Source organism: Actinomadura bangladeshensis, from assembly GCF_004348335.1.
Lineage (GTDB): Bacteria > Actinomycetota > Actinomycetes > Streptosporangiales > Streptosporangiaceae > Spirillospora > Spirillospora bangladeshensis.
Genome location: NZ_SMJW01000188.1, coordinates 1 through 15,852, shown reverse-complemented (window position 1 = coordinate 15,852; position 15,852 = coordinate 1). Strand labels below are relative to the sequence as shown.

The following is a 15,852-nucleotide window of genomic DNA, read 5'->3' as shown; positions in this document are numbered from 1 at the left end:
CCCCGACCCCCACCCCGACCGAGCAGCCGAGCGGCACCTGGCAGGCGGGGACGGCCTACGCCGCCGGCGACCGGGTCACCTACGGCGGCGCGACCTACCAGTGCCTCCAGGCGCACACGGCGATCGCCGGGTGGGAGCCCCCGAACACGCCCGCCCTCTGGCAACCGGCCTGATCGGGGCACCATGAGGCGCAGCATCTCGACGTACGCGGCGCTGGTGCTGCTCGCGGCGTGCGGGCTGCTGCTGGCCGTGCAGTGCGGGGCCGTCGGCGGATCCTCGGCCGGCGGCTCCGCCCCGGCGGCGCCGCGCGGCGGGGCCGGGTTCAACGGCACCGACGTGATGTTCCTGCAGATGATGCTTCCGCATCAGGAGCAGGGCGTGGCGCTGGTCCGGCTCGCGAGGCGGCATCCCGTCCGGCCCGAGGTGCGGACGCTCGCCGCGGCGATCGAGACGACCGAGATCGCCGAGGCGCGGCAGATGCAGACGCGGCTGCGCGGCTGGCACCGGCCCCTGCGGGCGGACCCGGGCGCGCACGCCGTGCACGGCGGGATGCCGCAGACGACCGACGCCGAACTGAACGCCCTGGCCAAGACGCCGCCCGACCGGTTCGAGCGCGCGTTCCTCAACCTGCTCATCGCCCACCAGGACGACACCGTCCAGTTCGCCCGGCTGGAGATCGGCAAGGGCGAGGACGCCTGGACGCGGCAGCTCGCACAGCGCGTCGAGAAGTCCCGTTCCGCCGAGATCGACCAGATGCTGGCGCTCCTCGGCTCCCCGCCCCGGAACGAACTCCCCCAGAAATAGGTATTGGGTATGCGCAGATTAGTCGGAACCCTCCTTACCATCGTGGTCGTCGCGGCGCTGCAAGGCGGGCAGCCTGCCGATCATCGCGTACGAGGTCTACAACGGCTCGGCCCTCGCGACGACCGTCTCAGAGACGAACGCCACCGTCACCGGCGCGGACAGAGAGGTGCGGTTGACATGGTTCCCGGTTGTCGGGGACGATCGAGCTTCCGTGATCATCCAGAGGATCTGAGGGACCTGGCCCTGTGACGGTCCGGCAACCTGCCCATATCGGGCAAGGTGCCAACGCCAGGAACGATGAGGAAGGCCTGATGAGTATTTGGCTCGATGTCCCTGTGCTCGCTGGTTCATTGGTGCGGCTGGAGCCGTTGACGACGGAGCACGCGGGCGACTTGGCGGAAGCCGTGGAGGAAGACCGCGCGTCGTACGGGTTCACGCTGGTTCCGCGCGGCGACCAGGTGCTCGACTATGTGGCGGTGCAGTTGTCCCGCCGTGGGTTGACGCCGTTCGCGCAGGTTCGGGTGAGTGACGGGCAGGCGGTGGGCTGTACCGCCTTCTGGGATCCCCGGCCATGGCCGGATCGGCCGGGCCTACGCGCGGTCGAGGTCGGCTTCACCTGGCTGGCGGCGTCGGCGCAGGGCAGCGGGATCAACGCCGAGGCGAAACTCCTGCTGCTGGAGCACGCGTTCGAGACCCTCGGGGTCTCCCGGGTCGACCTGAAGACCGACGCCCGTAACCACCGGTGCCGGCGGGCACTGGAACGCCTCGGTATCGGCTTTGAGGGTGTCCTTCGCAACTGGTCGATGTCCTGGGCGCCCGGCGAGGAGGGGATGCTGCGGGACTCGGCAATGTTCGCCGTGGTCGTCTCCGAATGGCCGACTGTCCGGCAAGCGCTCCTGACCCGTCTGGCGTCCAGGGACGGGGTCGGTTGAGCGTCCGGCTCGGCGGTGTCGTGATCGACGTCATCGACCTTGATCGGCTCGCGTCGTTCTGGAGCGGCCTGCTCGACTTGCCGATCAGACTTCGCTCTCAGCCAGGCCTTCGGCGGCTCCAACACCCCGTACTCGTTCCACTTCAGCGTGGAGAACGCCGTCCAGCCGTATCTCGACGCGGGCGGCGACGGCCAGTGGTGGAGTTTCGACGACGCCTGGTCCATCCGGAAGAAGACCGCATGGCTGCGGAGCAAGAACCTGCTCGGCGCCATGATCTGGGAGATGTCCGGCGACCCGGGCGTCCTCACGAAGGCGCTCGATGACGGCCTGAACTGATCCCGGTCCCCGATCCCAGGGCCGGCGCCGCTGCCCCGCTCGCGGCGCCGGCCCTGCTCCATGCCTCCGGTCAGGGGGTCTTCTCCGGGGTGGGGACCGCCGCCCCCGGCTGCTGCTGCCGTTTGCCGTCCGGGTCGGTCATGCTCTCGTTCGCCGCGCCGACCGACGTCACGTCGGTGACCTTCCACGCGCCGCCCCGCCGGACGAGCCTCATGTCGAGGTACGAGCCGAGGACGCGGCGGGTGCCGGCCGTGCTGTGCACTTCGGAGTCCATGACGACGACGGCCTTGGCCGCCCCGTCCTGGATCTTCTCCAGGTACACGGCCTGGACCTCCGCCGTCGCGTCCGCCTTCAGCTTGGTGATGACGCCTTCGAGCCCGCCGGTGAACGCCTCGTCGTAGGTCTTGGCGAAGTCGTCGGTGGCCAGCGCGAGGACGCGGTGCCGGGCGTCCTGCAACTTGGTGTGGTCGTAGCTGAGCAGCGCCTGCCCGAACTCGGCGGCGCTGGCCCGCACTTCCTGCCGCTCCTTGTCGCGCTGCGCGGCCTGGTCGGCGGCGTGCCACTGGAGGCCCGCCGTCACGGCCGACCCGGCGACCGCCACCGCGACCGTGGCCCGCACCAGCCACGCCTTCACCGGCACGCCCCGCCATGACCGCCGCCCGCCGTCCGCCTTCTCCGAGCTACCGGCGACCTTGGCCACGGGTTTCGTCGAGACCGCCTTCGGCTCGTCCTCGATGCCCGGTTCGTCGGCGGCCTCGGGCTCCGGCGCGTCCTGGGCCTCGGCGTCCTCGTCGGCCGGGGCCTCGGTCTTGGGGACGTCGTTCGTGCGGGTGTCGGTCTTGCTCACGGGTCCTCCCAGGGCTATCGGGAACGGCGGCGCAGGGCGACGCGGAGGGTGTTGAGGACGGCGACGACGACGATGAGGCCGCCGAGCACGGGTGGCAGGAGGGGCAGCCAGCGCGATTCCGGCCGGTGCTCATCCGCCTTCACCGGGCGCAGGTCGCCGTCCGGTGACGTGCCTGCGGGCTTGTCGTCGGCGGCAGCGGCACCCGGCGTGGGCTTGACCTTGCCGGGGGCCTTCACGGCCTGCTGGTCCGCGGGGCCGTTGGCCTGGCAGTAGGTGAGGTTCGGGGCCTGCGGCTTGGCCATCGGGCTCTTGTACTCGGTCGCCGCCTTGGCCGGCCCCGTCAGCGTGATGACGGGCGTGACGCGCAGGTACTTGCCGCTCGCGTCGGTCGCGGTGACGTCCGAGACGAGCGCCTGCAGCGTCGGGACGAGCCGCAGCACGTGGTCGATCTTCTTCCGGGTGGCCGGGGTCATCAGCGGCGCGGTCGGTGTCGAGGCGGCGGTGAGCAGGCAGTCCAGGCCGGGACGCGCGTCCTGGAGGAGTGCGTGCAGGTTCTTCATCGCGCCGGGCCCCTGCGCGAGGACGCTGTCGAGGTCGCGGTTCGACTGCCGCAGCGATGCGGTGAGCAGCGCGAGGTCGCCGACGCCGGACGCGATGTCGCCGCGGTGGGCGGTGAGCGTCGCGGTGAGGCGGGTGAGCTCGCGCGACAGCGCGTCCAGCGTGCCGGCGTCGGCGGCGAGGGTGCCGGTCAGCCGGTGCGCGTCGGAGATCATGTCGTGCAGGTCGTCGCCGCGCCCCGCGAGGCCGGTGGCCAGTTCGTGGACGAGCGTCCGGGTGTCGCGCGGGTCGACCGCGTCGAGGGTGCGGCTGAGGCCGTCGAACAGCTGCCTGTAGTCGGTCGTCCCGGCGGTGCGGGCGAGCGGGATGTGGTCACCCGCCTCCAGCACCGCCGACCCGGTGGACTGCGACGCCGCCGGCGTCAGCTCGATGTACGGCTCGCCGATCGCCGACTTGCGCAGCACGCGCGCGCCCACGTCGGCGGGGATCCGCGCGCCCCGGTCGAGGTCGAGGCCGACGGCGACGTGGTCGCCGCGCAGCTTCACCGTGCCGACCTCGCCGACCCGGACGCCCCGGTGGGTGACCTCCAGGTCGCCGTGCAGGCCGGGCGAGGACGCGAAGTCGGCGGTGACGGTGAAGGGCCGTTCGAGCGCCTCGATGTGGATCACGCTGCGGACGGCCCAGACCGCGAGCACCACGCCGAGTACGGCGAAGAACACGAGGTTGACGGCGACGCGGGGGTATCTCATGGGCGCGGCCCCAGCAGTCCTCGAAGGTCCGTCCGCTTGCTGGAACTCCCGGCCGCGGCGGCGTTCGGATGGGGCAGGAAGCCCTTGATCCACAGGAACAGGAGGGCCTGCCCGCTGGACGACACCGACGGCCCGTTCAGGAAGTCCAGCACGGTCCCGGCGAGCGCCTTCAGCTCGTCGCGCCCGCGCAGCGCGGCGGCGAGCAGCTCGTCCGCCCGCTCCAGCAGGACGCCGAGCCGCTTGGCGTGCCGCTGCTGCACCTTGGCGTTGACCGAGGTGGCGAGCTTGAGCAGCGCCTGGATGGTGCGTTTGAGGTTGTCCCGGTCGTCCTGGAGCCGCCGGGTGGCGAGCTCCACGCTGCCGGGCAGCCGGTCGATCTCCTTGGAGCCCTTGCTCAGCGAGCGTCCGAGCCATCCGAGGGAGTCGAGCGCGCGGCCGAGGTCGGTGCTGGCGGCGGCGTACTGGTCGCCGACGTCGGCGGCCCGCGCGATGAGCGTGTTGAGCCGGTGGCCCTTGCCGTCCAGCGCGGTCGCGGACTCGGCGCTGATGGTGGCGATGTCCTGCCCGCCGAGCGCGGCGAGCAGCGGCCCGACCTTCTCGCTGATCTGCTCCAGGTCCGGTTGCACGGACGTGTTCGCGATCGTCGCGCCGGACGCCAGGAACGGGCCGGTGTCCAGGCGGGCCCCGGCGGGCAGTTCAAGCCGCACGTAGTTCTCGCCGAGCAGCGACGACTTGGCGATCGTCGCCGTCGTCCCGGTGGGGACGCGCTTGCGCAGCGACATGGTGACGCGGGCGCGGTAGCCGTCCAGCGCGATGCCGGTGACGGTGCCGACGCGGATGTCGGCGACCTGGACGCTGTGCCCGATGACGAGGCTCTGCACGTCGTCGAACGTGGCGTTCAGGGTGACGTCGCCGCGCGGCGCGCCGATCGTCTGCAGCGAGCAGCCGCCCGCGGCGACGGCCAGGACGCCGACCAGAACACAGGTCAGGAACGCTCTCATCCCCGTCCTCCCGGCGGTGGCTGGCAGTCGGCGAGCGCGGGCTCGCCCTTGAGGCACGGGATCGTCCCCCAGCCCATCGCGGTGAACAGCGGCTGGAGCCATGCCCGGACGGTGCCGTGCACGACGAGGCGGATGGTGGCGACGTGGTTGCGGCGGTCCCACGCCTGGACGGCGACGTCCGCGAACCGGCCGAGGCCGTCGATGGCCTGGGTGAGCCCGGCGACGTTGCCCTTGCGGCTGAGCACGATGTTGGACAGGTCCGCGACCGTGGCCGGCAGCTTCTCCCGGTAGGCGGTGATCAGCACGTCGCTCTTGCGGATCGCCGCCGCGAGCCCCGCCACGAAGTCGCGCAGCTGGGCACGCTCCTCGGCGAGGCTGCGGCTGGTGCTGGAGAAGGAATCCAGCAGGGCCGACAGCTGCCGGTCGCGGCCGTTCAGGTCGGCGGCGAGGCTGTGCAGGCCCTTAGCCAGCGACGCGATCCTCTGGTCCTGCGCGGCCAGGTCGCCGGTCAGCTCGGACGTGCTGTGCAGCGCGTCGTTGATGCCGCCGCCCCGGCCGCGCACGGACTCGGCGGCGCGGTGGATCGCCGGGCCGAGCGCGCCCGCGTCGATCGAGCCGTTGAGCTTGGCGAACGCGGCGAGCGCGTCGTCGATCTCCACCGGCAGCTCGGTGCGCTCCGGCGGGATGACCGTGCCGGGCCCCGCCTTCGGCATGCCCGGCTTCCACACCGGGTGCAGGCTGACGAACCGCTCGCCGAGCGCGTCGGACGAGTCGATCGCCGCGTGCACCCCGGCCGGGACGGGAATCGACCGCTTCACCTCGATGTCGACGCGGACGCGGTTCTTCTCGTCCTTGATGGACGTGATCGTGCCCGCGTCGGCGCCCATCACCTTCACCTGCGACTTCTCGTACAGCGAGGGCGCCTTCTCGAAGTACACGGTCATCGGGTAGGTCGGCTCGGAGGCGATGCCGCAGCCGCCGAGCGCGGCGGTCAGCGCGAGCACGGCGACCGCCGCCGCGGGACGCGCGCGGCGCCTCATCGCCGTGCCCTCTCCGGCGCGGCTCATCGTCCGGTCTCCTTCGGTGCGATGCGGGCGAGGTCGGCGAGGTCCTTCGGGGACAGTGGGCCGAGCCCGGTCGCGACGACCTCCAGCCACGGCCCCCGCCCGCCGGTGCCCGACAGGCCGGACAGCGTGGGCCCGGCCCAGGCGAGCAGCCGGTTGAAGTCGCCGGTCGCGGGGCGGAGTGTGCCGAGGGTGCCGCGCAGGTCGGCGACGAGCGTCAGCAGCTTCGCCTGCCGGTCGTCGATCAGCTCGGTGAGGCTCTTCACCGCCCTGTTGCCGCTGCCGAGGAACGCGGCCAACTCGGTGCGGCGCAGGCGCAGCTCGTCCAGCATGGCCTGGACGTTGGTGAGCAGGCGGGACAGCTCCTCGTCCTTGGCGTGCGCGAGCTTGAGGACGCGGTCGCCGCTGTCGAGCAGCTTCCTGATCTGCGGGTCGGCGTCGTTGACGGTCTCGGAGAGGCTCGCGAGGTTGGTGAGGGCGCGGCCGAGCCTGCCGCGGTCCTCGGCACCGATCCCGTTCAGCTCGGCCACGATCTTGTTGATGGCCTTGGTGTCGAGCTTGGAGATCGTGCGGGTGGAGGTGTCCAGCACGTCGTTGATCGTCGTCGGCACCTGGGTGCGGTCCAGCGGGATGCGGCGCCTGTCCTCGGGGACGTCGGCGAGGTGCGGGGCGGCGACCGGGCCGGACAGCCGCAGGTAGCGTCCGCCTAGCACGTTCGCGACCTTGATCTCGGCGCGGATGTTCGGGCCGAGGTCGACGTCGCCGTCCACCTTCCAGGTGATGACCACGTACCCGTGCCGGTGGTCCGGCCGGACGGCGCCGACCTCGCCGACCCGGACGCCGGCGACCCGCACCTCGTCGCCGGAGCGGAGCCCGCCGGTCGCGGCGAACGTGCCGGTGATGGTGTAGCGGTCCTTGAACAGCCCGCGCGTCCCGACCAGGTACACCGACACGACCAGCGCGACGAGCGTGCCCGCCGACACCAGCCCGACCGCGATCCTGTTGCGGTCGCGGAAGGATCTCATCGCCATGTGGTCCCCCCGACCATCAGGTTCTGCAGCTCTTGGGGCGTGTCGACGCTCTTCGCGCCCTCGCGGGGGCCGGGCAGCCGCGTCGGGTACGGGCAGGGCGGCGCGGCGAGCGACAGGCAGGGGATCGCCGCCTCCACGTACCGGCCGTTGTCGACGGCGGCGAAGATGTGCTGGAGCTTCGGCGTCACCGACCGCAGGACCTTCAGGAGCGTCCCGCTGTTGCGGTTCACGCCGGAGGAGAACACCGACAGCCTGTCGACGACCTGGCCAAGTTCGCGCTCGTTGCCCGCGAGCAGCGCGTCGGAGGTCCGCGCCAGGGCCGCGAGCTGGACGAGGGTGCCGTCGATCAGCCTCCGGTTGCCGTTGAACGCCTCGCTGAGGCTGACCAGGTCGTCCACGGCGGAGCCGATCTGCTTGTCGCGGCGGGCGATGACTCCGGTGACGGTGGCGTAGTCGTCCAGCATCTGCCGCAGCACCTTGCGCCGCTTCGCGATCGTGGCCGACAGCGTGTCGATGTCGGCGATCAGCCGGTCGATGTTGCGGGCGTTCCCGTCGAGCGCCTCGGACAGCGACACGAGGACGGTGTTGACCTGCTTCGGGTCCAGGCTGCGGACGAGGGGTCCGAGCTGGTCGAGCAGGGCGCTGCCGTCCACCGCGGAGCGCGTCTTCTCGATGTGCGCGCCGGGCCGCATCCTGGCCGCGCTCTTGCCGGGCACCAGGTAGACGACGCGGCGGCCCATGGCGTCGCGCCAGCGGATCGCCGCCTCGCTGTCGGCGGGGATCCGCACCGAGTCGCGGACGGTGAGGCCGACGCGGGCCTTGCCGTCCACGACCTTCACCTCGTCGACCCGCCCGACCGGCGCCCCGGCGATCTTGACCTCGTCGCCCTTCATCAGGCCGCTGGCGTCGTCGAACGTGGCGGTCAGGCGCCAGCCGCCCTCGGTGTTCACGCGGGCGATCTGCATCCCGATGACCGCGGTCAGGACGCCGGTGACGGTCACGAACGCCGCGAGCCGGACGACGAGCCCGATGCGGGCGCCGCGCGAAAGGGTGGAGGCCATGTCACCGTCCTCCCGCCGCGCCGCGGTAGGGCCCGCACACCCCGAGGAGCAACTGGCACGGGTCGGTCGGCAGGTAGCCCTGGGTGCGGATGTAGTTCTTGCCGCCGGTGCCCTTCATGGACGTCAGCTCCCCGTACAGGGGCAGCAGCGTGTTCCCGGTCCGGACGGCGTCGCCGACCAGCCCGAGCTGCGCGTAGATGATCCAGGCGGTGCGCTCGGACGACCGGAACGCCGCGCCGAGCTGCCCGCCGCGCTCGTCGAAGCCGTGCGAGACGAGCAGCGACACCTCCGACAGCCCGTCGGCGAACCCGGCGAGCCGGCCCCTCCCCCGCGCCGCCGTGCCGATCAGCGCGTTGGCGTCCCCGGAGATCGCGACGAGCTCGTCGCCCTTGTCGGACACGGCGCCGGACAGGGCGGCGGCGTCGCCGATGAACCTGCGGGCGTTCGCGCGGTTCTTGTAGGCGACGTCCAGCAGGATGCCGGTCTGGTCGATGGTCTCGCGCAGCCGCGCGCCCTGCCCTTCGAGCCCGGTCGCGACCGTGTGCACGATCGTGCCGACCTCCTCGGCGTCCACGGCGCTGAGCCCGGCGTCGGCGCGCGCGAGCAGGTCGGACAGGTCGCGCGGGTCGGAGGTGCGCGCGATCCGCGCGCCGGACGCCAGGTAGGGGCCGGTGTCGGCGTGCGCGCCGGGCACGAGGTCGACGAACTTCGGGCCGAACGCCGACGCGGGCTCGATGGACGCGGTGACGGTGTCGGGCACCCGCGTCCCGGCATCCAGCCGCAGGCTGATGCGCGCCCGGCCAACGCCGGTCAGCTCGACGTCCGCGACCGACCCGACCGTCACGCCGCGGACCTTCACCGGCGTGCCGGAGCCGAGGCCCTGCCCGGCGCGGCCGAACTCGGCGGACAGCACCGTGCCCGGATCCCGACCCGGCCGGGCGACCAGCACGTACAGCAGGCCCGCCAGCACGGCCAGCGTGACCGCGCTGATCAGCAGCCGGCGGCGCAGCGCCATCTCCTCATTGATCATCCGGTGAGCCTCACGGTCGCGCCGCTGCCCCAGAACACATAGGACAGCAGCAGGTTCAGGGCGACGATCACGATGATGGACAGCCGGATCGCGCGGCCCGCCGCGCGGCCCACCCCGGCCGGTCCGCCGGTCGCGTAGTAGCCGTAGTAGCAGTGGATGGTGATCACCGCGAAGGCGAACACCGCGACCTTGATCGCGCTGTAGACCAGGTCGATGGTCGGCAGGTACAGCCGGAAGTAGTAGTCGTAGACGCCGGGCGCGAGGTCGAAGAACCCGGTGCTGATCAGCCGGGTCGCGAAGAAGCTCGCGAACAGCGCGATCAGGTAGAGCGGGACGAGCGCGACGAGCGCCGCGACGACCCGGGTGCACACCAGGTAGGCGAACGACCCGATGCCCATGACCTCCAGGGCGTCGATCTCCTCGGAGATGCGCATCGCGCCGAGCTCGGCGGTGAACGCCGACCCGCACTGCGCGGCGAGCGCGACCGCCGCGATCACCGGGGTGATCTCCCGGACGTTCGCGAACGACCCGACGAGGCCCATGAACGACTGCGCGCCGATCGACTCCAGCCCGGTGTAGCCCTGCAGGCCCACCTCGGTGCCGACGAAGAAGGCCATCGTGAAGATCACGAAGATCATGCCGCCGCCGACGACGCTGGCACCGACGCCGACGACCACGTCCGACACGTGCCGGGCGATGGTCTTGGTGTACTTGCGGCGCAGGATCAGGTCGCGGAACGAGTACAGCAGGATCCGGTAGACGAACACCGGCCACTGGGCGAGGTCCCCGGACCGCCGCAGCGCCGCCGACCCGGCCCGGACGGCCCTCGGCGCGATCCTCTCCATCACGGGAAGGCCCGCCATCAGATCCTCGGCGGGAACGCGACGAAGTACACCGTCGTGATCACGTAGTTGAGGGCGAACACCAGCATGAACGCGACGACGATGGCGCGGTTGACGGCGCGTCCGACCCCGACCGGGCTCGCCGCGCAGCTCATCCCCATGTAGCAGGCGACGACGGCCGCGATCACCCCGAACAGCCAGGACTTCAGCAGCGTCACGACCAGGTCGGACGTCTGCAGCAGCGACACGGCGCCGTCGAAGTAGGCGCCCGGCGTGACGTCCTGGAGCAGGACGTTGAACACGAACCCGCCGGCCGCGCCCGCGACGATGACCAGCGAGGCGAGCAGCGTCGAGACCAGGCTCGCCGCCCACAGCCGGGGCGTGACGAGCCGGTGCACCGGGTTGACGGCCATCGCCTCCATCGCGGCCAACTCGTCCCGGATGCGCCGGGCGCCCATGTCGGCGGTCATCGCCGACCCACCGGCGCCGGCGATGATCAGTGCGGCGGCGATCGGCGCGACCTCCCGGACCAGCCCGACCACGACCGCGCCGCCGGTCGCGGACTGGGCGCCGAGCTGTGCCGCGAGCTGCCCGACCTGCAGCGCGACGGTCGCGCCGAGCGGCAGCGACACGAGGATCACCGGGAGGGCCGTCACCCGGGCGAGGAACCACGCCTGCTCGGCGAACTCCCACGCCCAGGTGCGGACGTCCCACGTCCGGCGGACGGCCTCCAGCGCGATGACGAACAGCTCGCCGACCTCGCCGAGCAGGCCGTGCACGCGGCGTGGCAGTTGGATGGCGGCCAAGGGGGTTCACTTCCGTTCGGGTACGGGGGACCGGCGGACCCCGCGTGCGTCTGGCGCGAAGACGTGGATCACGCGGGGCCGCCGGAGCTCGGGCCCCCAGTGCACACGGAAGACTAGAACACTTATTGGCGGGGTGGCAATAGCTTATTGGCGATCCGCCAATAAGAGCGCGAGAGCCCGCGCGCCGGGTCGCGCGCGGGCCGCTAGCGGAGCGGCGTCACCAGCGGTCGAGGTGGAGGACCTCGTCCAGCGGGACGCGCGCGGCGGGACGGAACGTCTCGCCGGTGTAGTAGGCGGTGGGGATGAGCGCGCCCTGCCGGACGTCCTCGGGCAGGCCGAGGATCTCCGCGACCTCCCGCTCGTAGACCAGGTGCAGGGACGTCCAGGCGGTGCCGAGCCCGCGGGCGCGCGCGGCGAGCGCGTAGTTCCACGCGGCGGGCAGCAGCGAGCCCCACAGGCCGGCCTGGTTGCCGCCCGGCAGCCGCCCGCTCTCCACCCGCAGGCACGGGATCACCAGGACGGGCACGTCGCCCATGCGCTCGGCCAGGTGGGCGGCGCTGTCACCGACGCGGCGCTGCACCTCGGCGCGGTCCGGGTCGTCCTTGTAGAGGACGGCCGCCGACTCCTTGGAGGCGGCGTAGGCCGCGAACGCGCGCCGGTAGTGCTCGCCGATCGCGGCGCGCTGCCCGGGATCGGTGACGACGATCCACTGCCAGCCCTGCCGGTTGCTGCCGCTCGGCGCCTGCAGCGCGATCTCCAGGCACTCGCGGACGAGTTCGATGGGCACGGGGCGGTCGAGGTCGAGGCGCTTGCGCACGGTGCGGGTCGTGGTCAGCAGCTCGTCCGGGCTCAAGGGAAGTGTCGTCATGATCCCCATCGTGCCCCAGCGGCTCCGCGGGGCACCCGCGAGTCAGTCGGTGTCGATGACGGGGTTGACGAACACCTCCTTGGCCTGCTGCGGGGTGAGGTCGGTGCGTCCGGTGAGGTCGTTGCGCGGGTCGGCGAACCGGAACCGGTAGCCGCGCGGCGGAAGGTGCCCGATCTCCCACCAGTTGCCGTCGAGGTCCTTCAGGTAGAACGAGTAGACGCCGTGCTGGCGGACGGGCTTGTTCAGCTCCTTGACGCCGTACTCGTCGGCCACCTCCGCGATCCGCCGGTATGCCTCGTCCACTTCGTCGTCGCTGCCGACGTCGAGGCCGTTGTGGTACAGGAGCGGCATGTCGGGGCGGTCCGGTTTCGACTCGACGCACACGTAGGTGTGGTCGCCGCCCAGCCGGATGTAGAGCGCCGCCATCATCGGCTGGACGACTTCCAGCCCGAGGACTTCCTCGTAGAAACGGCGCGTGGCCGTCACATCGGTGATCTTCAGCGTGCCGTGCGAAAGGAAGCGGGACTTGATCGCGGGTTCCTTGGCCGAGCGGTGCGTGATCGCGGGCATTGACCCTCCCATCCGGCGTCCGTCCGGGCGCCGCAACGGCATCCGTCTTCACCTATTTCACGGCAGATAGCCGTTTTAGGGAACCCTTGATGTTGATCGACTAGTCTGTCGGAATGGTTGCCGCTTCGGGGGTTTCCTCCGCTCCGTCCAGACTCGGGTGGCTCGACGCGCTGCGGGGCGGGGCGGCCCTGGCGGTGGCGCTGCACCACGCGAGCTACGTGTACCTCCCCTCGGTACGGGTCTGGCTGAAGGAGTGGTTCGATCCCGGCCTGTTCGGCGTGCTCGTCTTCTTCCTCGTCAGCGGCTACATCGTGCCCGCGTCGCTGGAGCGGCGCGGCAGCGTGCGCGGGTTCTGGATCGGCCGCTTCTTCCGCATCTATCCCCTGCTCGCGGTGACGTCCCTGCTCGCGATCCTGCCGTTCCTGCTCGGCGTGCTCGGGCTGCGCGCCGGGCTGGAGACCTACTCCCCCGCGACCGCCGTCCTGGCGCACATGACGATGCTGCAGGACCTCCTGAACGTCCCGAACGCGATGAACGTGCTGTGGACGCTGTCCTACGAGATGGCCTTCTACCTGCTGATCGTCGCGCTGTTCGTGGTGGGCGGGCACCGCAGATCGGCTCCGGCGGCCGTCGTCCTCACGGTGGTCGCCCTGGTCGCGATCACCCTCACGGCGACCGGCCTGCTGACCGGCGCCCATGCGCCCTCCGCCCTGCTCTCCCGGACCGCCGGGACCGGCCCGGTCGTCGCGGTGACCGCCGCCGCCCTGCTGGTGGCGATCGCGGCGGCGGTGTCCCGGCGCGCCGCGCCCCGGGTCGCGGGCGGGCTCCTCGGCGGCCTCCTCGCCCTCGTGCTGGTCTCGGTGAACGGCCGGATCAGCGCGTGGGAGGGCCTCATCATGCTCGCCACCATGTTCGCCGGGACCGCCGTCCACCGGGCCGAGCGCGGCCAGATCACCTGGCGGGCGGGCGCCGCGGCGGGCGGCGTCGTCCTCGCGGGCGCGCTCGCCGCCGGGACCTGGCACGCCGCGCCCTACGGCCGCAACGCCCAGGTGGTCTGGTGCGGCGCCGTGGTCGCGGCGGCCGCGGCGTTCGCGGCGGCATGGCGGTTGCGGCACCGGCGCTTCCCCGCGTGGGCCACCGGCCTCGGCACCATCAGCTTCTCCCTGTACCTGCTGCACCCGCTGCTGCTGATGGTCGCGACCCAGTTCCTCGGCGCGTCCGGCCGCGAGGACGCGGTGATGGGCCTGGCCGCCTTCCTGGTGGCCCTGGTAGCGGCCAGCTGGGCGTCCCAGCGCTGGATCGAGGCCCCCGCCCAGCGCCTGGGCCGCCGCATCACCCGCCCGCCCGCACGGGAGACCGCACGGCAACCGCAGGTCGCAACGACGTGAATTTAACCGTGTGCGCCGCTTTGTCGTTTCCTGTCACGATGACGCGGTGAGCATGGAGCTTGAGGAAATCGTCGTCCGGCATACGCATCGCATTCCGGCGCCCGAAGGCCCGTCCGGGGACGGGGCCGCGGTGGCGCGGCAGTTCGATGCCGCGCTGATGTCGGTCGGCTTCAAGCTGTCAGGAGACGCCCTCTCGGCGCTCTCCGGATTCTCCGACCAGACCGTGCGCGGGGTCGCGGTGCGGACGCTGGCGACCGTGCGGGAAATGGTCGGCGACCATGTGCGGCACAACACCTACTTCCGCGACTTTCCGCGGAATGTGCCCGACACCCTCGACTTCTGGACGGGCCTCCTGCGGGAGACACTGCGCGACCCGGTCGCGGCGGGCGGCGCGGCCGCATCGCTGAAGCGCGGTTCGCTGAACCTGCTCGCGCTCACCGGCTACGGCCGCTACCGGCACACCTACGAGGAGATGCTCGCGGCGCACGACAAGCTGATCGCGGGCGCCGGTGACCGGGTGACCGTCCTGCGGCTCGGGTCCGGCCTTGACGAGGAGGGCCGGCGGCTCTACCTGCGGCTCGCCGGCTGCACCACCCCGCTCGGCGGCGAGGACCTCGCGGCGCTGCGGACGCTCGCCGGGCATTGCGCGTCCGGCCCGCATCCCGAGCGGATCCCGGTGCGGGAGAACCGCGCCGTGATCAACCGGGCCCGCCTGTCGGTCGGCGCCGACCTGCTCGCCGACACCGTCACGGACGTGCTGCGGCTGGCGTGCGCGCTGTCGGACGGCGACGTGACGCTCGCCGAGCCGACCCGGTTCGCGTCGATGCCGCGCCCCGTCCGGCGCGCGCTGCTCGCCGCCCTGGACGGCCTGGTCGCCGCCGACCCCGGCAGACTCGGCGACGTCGCCGCCCGGCGCGAGCCGTGGAAGCGGCTCGGCGAGCGGCTGCACCCGCACGAGTACCCGCGGTGGCCGCGCGCCGCCGAGGTGTTCGCGGTCGCGCGCGGCGAGAAGCGGGCGCCGACGTTCGCGGCCCGCATCGAGGCGCGGCTCGCGTCCGGCGACGTCGCAGGCGCGGCGAACATCGCGAAGGGCGCGCCCGGCCTGCTGTTCCGGTCGCTGGACCGGCTGCTGCGGCTCGCCCCGGACGCGCCGGACGCCGTCCAGTCAGACCACGGACTTCGACCTTTCCGCCCTCCTGCTCGACGAGCATTACGGCAACCCGGAATGGCTGTCGTACACCAATCTCACAACGGACGCGGGCCGGCACTCCGGAGACGTCACGTTCGCACCCGACGGCGCCTCGGAGTTCATCGACCTGGCGCTCGACCGCGTCTCCGCGGACGTCATCGTCCCGCAGGTGAACGTCTATTCCGGGGAAGGGTTCGAGAAGGTCGAAGAGTCGTTCTTCGGGTTCATGCTGCGCGGCGCCGAGCAGCACGGACACCCGTTCGAGGCGCGGACCGTCCGGATGAAGTCGGACCTGCGCGGCCCCGGCCGGGTCGCGCTCCCGCTGGTGTTCACGCGCGGCGCCGACGGCCGCCGGCTCGCCAAGTGGCTGCACCTGCACCTCAAGGGCCGTCCGCACTTCAACCAGGTGGAGGGGAACCGGGTGACCGCCGCGATGCTGGTGCGCGGAATCGTCGAGCGCCGCTACCTGACCATCGGCTACCTGGCGGAACTGTTCGCCGCCGACAGGACGAGCCTGTGGGACGGTCGCGCGCCCGGCGAGCCGGTCACCTACATCGGTCTGGAACGCCCCGAAGGACTCCACCCGGATTCGCAGGTGTTCACCCTGCAAAACCTCGGTGACCTGATCCCGGCCTGACTGCTAGTGTCGGCCCGGCGAGGCCATGAGGGGGCTTCCTTCTCACTCATCTGTTAAATGATCCCAGTCCCTTCGCCTTCCTCGCCATTCGCATGACGGGCGCGCCCTCCGGGCGGCGCCCGTTCTGCCTTTCGGGGGC

Annotated in this window: 18 protein-coding genes and 1 riboswitch; of the genes, 6 read left to right on the top strand and 12 right to left on the bottom strand. The window is 72.0% G+C overall.

Annotated features, from left to right (window positions below):
• The 4 genes from E1284_RS43860 to E1284_RS28950 form a co-directional block, all read left to right on the top strand.
• Positions 1-173, top strand: a 173-nt coding sequence (locus tag E1284_RS43860) for a carbohydrate-binding protein (protein ID WP_341770429.1), incomplete at its 5' end; no start/stop codon positions are given.
• A 10-nt stretch (positions 174-183) separates the two neighbouring features.
• A complete protein-coding gene (locus E1284_RS28960; RefSeq protein WP_131943326.1) occupies positions 184-804 on the top strand; it encodes a DUF305 domain-containing protein in 621 nt (206 codons plus the stop codon).
• Positions 805-1,016: 212 nt separating this feature from the next.
• A riboswitch (SAM riboswitch) is annotated at positions 1,017-1,108 on the top strand.
• Between the two features lie 7 nt (positions 1,109-1,115).
• Entirely contained in the window at positions 1,116-1,736 is a 621-nt protein-coding gene (locus E1284_RS28955) for a GNAT family N-acetyltransferase (protein WP_131943325.1), read from the top strand.
• A 147-nt stretch (positions 1,737-1,883) separates the two neighbouring features.
• Positions 1,884-2,072, top strand: coding sequence for a glycosyl hydrolase family 18 protein (locus E1284_RS28950; protein WP_243714808.1), 189 nt, complete (start codon positions 1,884-1,886; stop codon positions 2,070-2,072).
• A gap of 70 nt (positions 2,073-2,142) precedes the next feature.
• Here the strand turns inward: E1284_RS28950 and E1284_RS28945 are convergent, their stop codons facing one another.
• From E1284_RS28945 to E1284_RS28895, 11 genes are all read right to left on the bottom strand, one after another.
• Positions 2,143-2,919 carry a hypothetical protein gene (locus E1284_RS28945; protein WP_131943324.1) on the bottom strand — a complete coding sequence of 259 codons (777 nt, stop codon included), beginning with the start codon at positions 2,917-2,919 and terminating at the stop codon, positions 2,143-2,145.
• 14 nt (positions 2,920-2,933) lie between these two features.
• Positions 2,934-4,226 carry an MCE family protein gene (locus E1284_RS28940; protein ID WP_131943323.1) on the bottom strand — a complete coding sequence of 431 codons (1,293 nt, stop codon included), beginning with the start codon at positions 4,224-4,226 and terminating at the stop codon, positions 2,934-2,936.
• On the bottom strand, positions 4,223-5,227 hold the full coding sequence (locus tag E1284_RS28935; protein WP_131943322.1) for an MlaD family protein: 1,005 nt from the start codon (positions 5,225-5,227) through the stop codon (positions 4,223-4,225). Before E1284_RS28935 ends, E1284_RS28940 begins: the two co-directional genes overlap by 4 nt.
• Positions 5,224-6,294, bottom strand: a complete 1,071-nt coding sequence (locus E1284_RS28930) for an MCE family protein (protein WP_131943321.1) — start codon at positions 6,292-6,294, stop codon at positions 5,224-5,226. The genes E1284_RS28935 and E1284_RS28930 overlap by 4 nt, the downstream gene beginning before the upstream one ends.
• On the bottom strand, positions 6,291-7,322 hold the full coding sequence (locus E1284_RS28925) for an MCE family protein (protein WP_131943320.1): 1,032 nt from the start codon (positions 7,320-7,322) through the stop codon (positions 6,291-6,293). The genes E1284_RS28930 and E1284_RS28925 overlap by 4 nt, the downstream gene beginning before the upstream one ends.
• On the bottom strand, positions 7,313-8,383 hold the full coding sequence (locus E1284_RS28920; protein WP_131943319.1) for an MCE family protein: 1,071 nt from the start codon (positions 8,381-8,383) through the stop codon (positions 7,313-7,315). The genes E1284_RS28925 and E1284_RS28920 overlap by 10 nt, the downstream gene beginning before the upstream one ends.
• A 1-nt stretch (position 8,384) precedes the next feature.
• Entirely contained in the window at positions 8,385-9,413 is a 1,029-nt protein-coding gene (locus E1284_RS28915; protein ID WP_131943318.1) for an MlaD family protein, read from the bottom strand.
• Positions 9,410-10,276 carry an ABC transporter permease gene (locus tag E1284_RS28910; protein WP_243714807.1) on the bottom strand — a complete coding sequence of 289 codons (867 nt, stop codon included), beginning with the start codon at positions 10,274-10,276 and terminating at the stop codon, positions 9,410-9,412. Before E1284_RS28910 ends, E1284_RS28915 begins: the two co-directional genes overlap by 4 nt.
• On the bottom strand, positions 10,276-11,061 hold the full coding sequence (locus tag E1284_RS28905) for an MlaE family ABC transporter permease (RefSeq protein ID WP_131943317.1): 786 nt from the start codon (positions 11,059-11,061) through the stop codon (positions 10,276-10,278). Before E1284_RS28905 ends, E1284_RS28910 begins: the two co-directional genes overlap by 1 nt.
• 217 nt (positions 11,062-11,278) lie before the next feature.
• Positions 11,279-11,929 carry a nitroreductase family protein gene (locus E1284_RS28900; RefSeq protein ID WP_131943316.1) on the bottom strand — a complete coding sequence of 217 codons (651 nt, stop codon included), beginning with the start codon at positions 11,927-11,929 and terminating at the stop codon, positions 11,279-11,281.
• A 42-nt stretch (positions 11,930-11,971) separates the two neighbouring features.
• On the bottom strand, positions 11,972-12,499 hold the full coding sequence (locus E1284_RS28895) for a VOC family protein (RefSeq protein ID WP_165965466.1): 528 nt from the start codon (positions 12,497-12,499) through the stop codon (positions 11,972-11,974).
• Positions 12,500-12,612: 113 nt separating this feature from the next.
• On the opposite strand from E1284_RS28895, the gene E1284_RS28890 reads away from it, so the two are divergent.
• Positions 12,613-13,887, top strand: a complete 1,275-nt coding sequence (locus E1284_RS28890; protein ID WP_131943314.1) for an acyltransferase family protein — start codon at positions 12,613-12,615, stop codon at positions 13,885-13,887.
• A 178-nt stretch (positions 13,888-14,065) separates the two neighbouring features.
• Here the strand turns inward: E1284_RS28890 and E1284_RS42660 are convergent, their stop codons facing one another.
• A complete protein-coding gene (locus tag E1284_RS42660) occupies positions 14,066-14,836 on the bottom strand; it encodes a hypothetical protein (RefSeq protein ID WP_207924007.1) in 771 nt (256 codons plus the stop codon).
• Positions 14,837-15,245: 409 nt separating this feature from the next.
• Here E1284_RS42660 and E1284_RS42655 point away from each other — a divergent pair, with 409 nt between their 5' ends.
• Positions 15,246-15,713, top strand: a complete 468-nt coding sequence (locus tag E1284_RS42655) for a hypothetical protein (RefSeq protein WP_207924006.1) — start codon at positions 15,246-15,248, stop codon at positions 15,711-15,713.
• Positions 15,714-15,852: the final 139 nt, after the last annotated feature.

Coding starts and splice junctions, on each gene's coding strand:
- E1284_RS28960 (WP_131943326.1), top strand. CDS start 184: ATGAGGCGCAGCATCTCGACGTACGCGGCGCTGGTGCTGCTCGCGGCG.
- E1284_RS28955 (WP_131943325.1), top strand. CDS start 1,116: ATGAGTATTTGGCTCGATGTCCCTGTGCTCGCTGGTTCATTGGTGCGG.
- E1284_RS28940 (WP_131943323.1), bottom strand. CDS start 4,226: ATGAGATACCCCCGCGTCGCCGTCAACCTCGTGTTCTTCGCCGTACTC.
- E1284_RS28935 (WP_131943322.1), bottom strand. CDS start 5,227: ATGAGAGCGTTCCTGACCTGTGTTCTGGTCGGCGTCCTGGCCGTCGCC.
- E1284_RS28930 (WP_131943321.1), bottom strand. CDS start 6,294: ATGAGCCGCGCCGGAGAGGGCACGGCGATGAGGCGCCGCGCGCGTCCC.
- E1284_RS28925 (WP_131943320.1), bottom strand. CDS start 7,322: ATGGCGATGAGATCCTTCCGCGACCGCAACAGGATCGCGGTCGGGCTG.
- E1284_RS28920 (WP_131943319.1), bottom strand. CDS start 8,383: ATGGCCTCCACCCTTTCGCGCGGCGCCCGCATCGGGCTCGTCGTCCGG.
- E1284_RS28915 (WP_131943318.1), bottom strand. CDS start 9,413: ATGATCAATGAGGAGATGGCGCTGCGCCGCCGGCTGCTGATCAGCGCG.
- E1284_RS28910 (WP_243714807.1), bottom strand. CDS start 10,276: ATGGCGGGCCTTCCCGTGATGGAGAGGATCGCGCCGAGGGCCGTCCGG.
- E1284_RS28900 (WP_131943316.1), bottom strand. CDS start 11,929: ATGACGACACTTCCCTTGAGCCCGGACGAGCTGCTGACCACGACCCGC.
- E1284_RS28895 (WP_165965466.1), bottom strand. CDS start 12,499: ATGCCCGCGATCACGCACCGCTCGGCCAAGGAACCCGCGATCAAGTCC.
- E1284_RS28890 (WP_131943314.1), top strand. CDS start 12,613: ATGGTTGCCGCTTCGGGGGTTTCCTCCGCTCCGTCCAGACTCGGGTGG.